This window comes from Streptomyces sp. SID3343, from assembly GCF_009865215.1.
GTDB lineage: Bacteria > Actinomycetota > Actinomycetes > Streptomycetales > Streptomycetaceae > Embleya.
In genome coordinates, this window is the sequence record NZ_WWJX01000486.1 from 1 (window position 1) to 2,923 (window position 2,923).

The 2,923-nt window shown below is 73.2% G+C and carries 4 protein-coding genes; 1 reads left to right on the plus strand and 3 read right to left on the minus strand.

Annotated features, from left to right (window positions below; translation table 11 throughout):
- The coding region (locus GT354_RS15425) for an ABC transporter permease (RefSeq protein WP_161356885.1) at positions 1-576 on the minus strand (576 nt) is incomplete at its 3' end.
- Positions 576-1,382 (minus strand): ABC transporter ATP-binding protein, encoded by an 807-nt coding sequence (locus tag GT354_RS15430; RefSeq protein WP_161356887.1) that lies wholly within the window; start codon positions 1,380-1,382, stop codon positions 576-578. The genes GT354_RS15430 and GT354_RS15425, both read right to left, overlap by 1 nt.
- Positions 1,383-1,664: 282 nt before the next feature.
- On the opposite strand from GT354_RS15430, the gene GT354_RS15435 reads away from it, so the two are divergent.
- On the plus strand, positions 1,665-1,856 hold the full coding sequence (locus tag GT354_RS15435; protein WP_161356886.1) for a DUF5708 family protein: 192 nt from the start codon (positions 1,665-1,667) through the stop codon (positions 1,854-1,856).
- 34 nt (positions 1,857-1,890) lie between these two features.
- On the opposite strand, the gene GT354_RS15440 is transcribed toward GT354_RS15435, so the two are convergent.
- Positions 1,891-2,923, minus strand: a 1,033-nt coding sequence (locus GT354_RS15440; RefSeq protein WP_237534930.1) for an Ig-like domain-containing protein, incomplete at its 5' end; no start/stop codon positions are given.

Genomic DNA, 2,923 nt, shown 5'->3' on the forward strand with positions numbered 1-2,923 from the left:
GGCCTGCGGGACCGAGCGCGCGGCCGCGGCGATGCCCGCGACCCGATACGAGCGCGCGCCGCCGTGGGCCCCGATCTCCACCCGATCGCCCACCTTCGCGTGCGCGCGCCGGGCGAGCCCCTCGTCCAGGACGACCTCGTCGTCGGCGGTCGGCGCGGCGCCCGCCGCGAGCGAGTACGGCGTCAGCGCGGCCGACTCCCACGCGTGACCCTGGGCCTTCGCGGTCGGTCCGGCCCCGAGCAGCGCGGTGTCGAAGGTCCGCTCGCCGATGGCCGATCGGACCCCTTCGAGCGATCGGAGCCGGTCCACGAGGGCGCCGTCGAGTGGGACCCGTTCGGCGAGCACGACGTCGTCGTCCTTGTCGTCCGAATCGCTCTTCGGCAGCGTGAACGACCGGTCGCCGGTGACCAGAAGCGAAGCCTGGGCCAGTCGCTGCGGGGGCGCGTTGTTGCGGATGCCGGTCTCCAGCAAGCCACCGCACGCCATCACCATCGTCGCGCCGAAGAACAGCGCGAGCGACGTCGCGACGAAGCTGCCCGCCCGAAAACGCAGCGTGCGCAGCGCGAGCCCCCACATCAGCGCGGTTCCCGGAACGGCGCGGGCGTGCGGTGGATCCGTGCGCTCTCGTCCCACGTGCCCAGGTGGGTCATCCGGTCCGCGATCGCGTCCGCGCCGGGCGCGGCGAGCTCGTCGGCGATCCGACCGTCGGCGAGGAAGACCACGCGGTCGGCGTAGGACGCGGCGATCGGGTCGTGCGTGACCATCACGATGCTCTGCCCGTCCCGATCCACGGATTCCCGCAGCAGGCCCAGGACTTCGGTCGCGGTGCGGGTGTCGAGCGCACCGGTGGGTTCGTCGGCGAACAGTACGTCGGGCCGGATTGCGAGCGCACGGGCGATCGCGACGCGCTGTTGCTGACCGCCGGACAACTCGTGCGGGCGGTGCCGGGCGCGGTCGGTGAGTCCGACCCGGGCGATCACGTCGGCGATCAGACGCCGGTCCGCGCGCTTGCCCGCGAACTTCAGCGGCAGGGTGATGTTCTGTTCGACGGTGAGCGTGGGCAACAGGTTGAACGCCTGGAAGACGAAGCCGATCCGCTCGCGGCGCAACCTGGTCAGCGCGGTCTCGTTCAACCCGGCGAGGTCGTGGCCCGCGAGCACGACCGAGCCCGAGGTGGGCCGGTCCAGGCCCGCCGCGCAGTGCAGGAACGTGCTCTTGCCCGAACCGGAGGGGCCCATCACGGCGGTGAACGTGCCGACGTCGATCGAGAGCGTGATGCCGTCGAGGGCGGCGACCGCGGCCGAGCCCTTGCCGTACACCTTGCGCACCGCATCGAGCCGAACTGCCGGTGCGCTACCGGTGTCCCGTCGTCGAACCCGCATCGAATCCCCGTCCACGCCCGACTCTCCCGCCGTCTCGCCCGCGCCCTGCGGTCTCGAAACAACGCTAGGAGCGCGAAGCAGACCCGCCCATGGGAGCAACCACCGGGTCGAGGCGGGGGTAAACCCCCCTGTCCCGTCCGCCCCGAACCCCGGTGGACTGCGCCGAAGTGTGTACGCCGGATCGTCCCGACGAACGGTGCCTCGGACCCGTACGCGCGCCTAGCCTCGCTGTGAACCGGCGGACGGCACCGAGCCGGCGGCGGACGAGATCGAGGAGAAGACGTGACGAAGACCGGACGCGAACTGCTGATCGGGACGGCCACCGCCGTGGTCGGCGGCGCGCTCAAGCTGTTCGCGGACGACGTGGACACGCCGGTGATCGCGCTCGGCAAGATCGGGGTCGTACTCGTGATCGTCGGCGTCGCCGAAGTGCTGTACGCGCTCTACTCGATGACCCGCGGCCGGGCCGCGTGACCGCGGCCGCCCCCGCGCAACCCGAGCGATTCGCTCAGCCCACGCCACGGTTCGGGCGCCTGCGATACGCGACGAGGGCGAGCACGCCGACACCGAGCAGGGCGGCGCCCGCCATCGTCAGCAGCAGCCGGCGTCCACCTGCCCCGGCCGTGGCGATCACGGAGTCGGCGGACTGCGGGCGAGACGTGGGGTCGTCGGTCGCGACGGCCTCGCTCTCGACGGCGTGCGGCGCCTCGCCCGCTCCGCCGGTGTCCGCCTTGCCGGGCCGCTGCGGTCGCGGCAGGACCACGTCGAGCGGTCGGTGGTCGGGGCGCGCGACCTCGACGTGCACGGTGGTGGTCGCCTGCCGGCCGAGTCGATCGGACACCGTGTACATGAACGAGTCCGTGCCGGTCGCGCCCGGCCCCGGGGTGTATCTCAACACCGCGTCGGGGCCGGTGCGAACCGGGTCGTCGAGCTGGACGACCAGACCGTGCGGGGCATTGGTGTGCGACAGGATCGACAACGCGTTGCCGGTGTCGTTGGCGAGCACGAGTACGTCGACGGACTGCCCCGCCCGGGCGATCACCCGATCCTCGACCGCGTGCGGTCCGGGCGGTACGACCGGCGCCGGTACGTCGATCAGCCGGACCCGGCCGGCGAGCGTGTCCGCGTAGGCAAGCGCCCCGTCGCCGCGCACCGCGAGACCCTCCGGCGTGGTCAACGCGACACCGGACGCCGGTAAGCCCTCGCCGGCGCGGTCGACTCCGCCACCCGCGACGGTGTCGATCACCCCGGCCGGTGTCACCCGACGGATCCGTCCGGCACGGTCGTCACCGATGTAGACCGTGCCGTCGGGGGCGATCGCGAGCGACTGCGGAAGCTGGAGCACCGCCGAGCCGGCGGGCCCGCGGTCGCCGGCCGCGGGCGGTGGTCCGGTGACGGGTACGTCCGCGCCGGCGAACGTGGTGATCGTCCCGGCCGTGTCCACCCTGCGCACGCGGTGGTGGCCTCGGTCGACGATCAGCAGGTTGCCCGCCGGATCCACCGCGACGCCGCCGGGCTCCGCCACCGCGGCCCGCACGGCG

What these genes read in the sequence shown, in the direction of transcription:
- GT354_RS15430 (WP_161356887.1), bottom strand. Translation starts at nt 1,382, where the DNA reads ATGCGGGTTCGACGACGGGACACCGGTAGCGCACCGGCAGTTCGGCTC.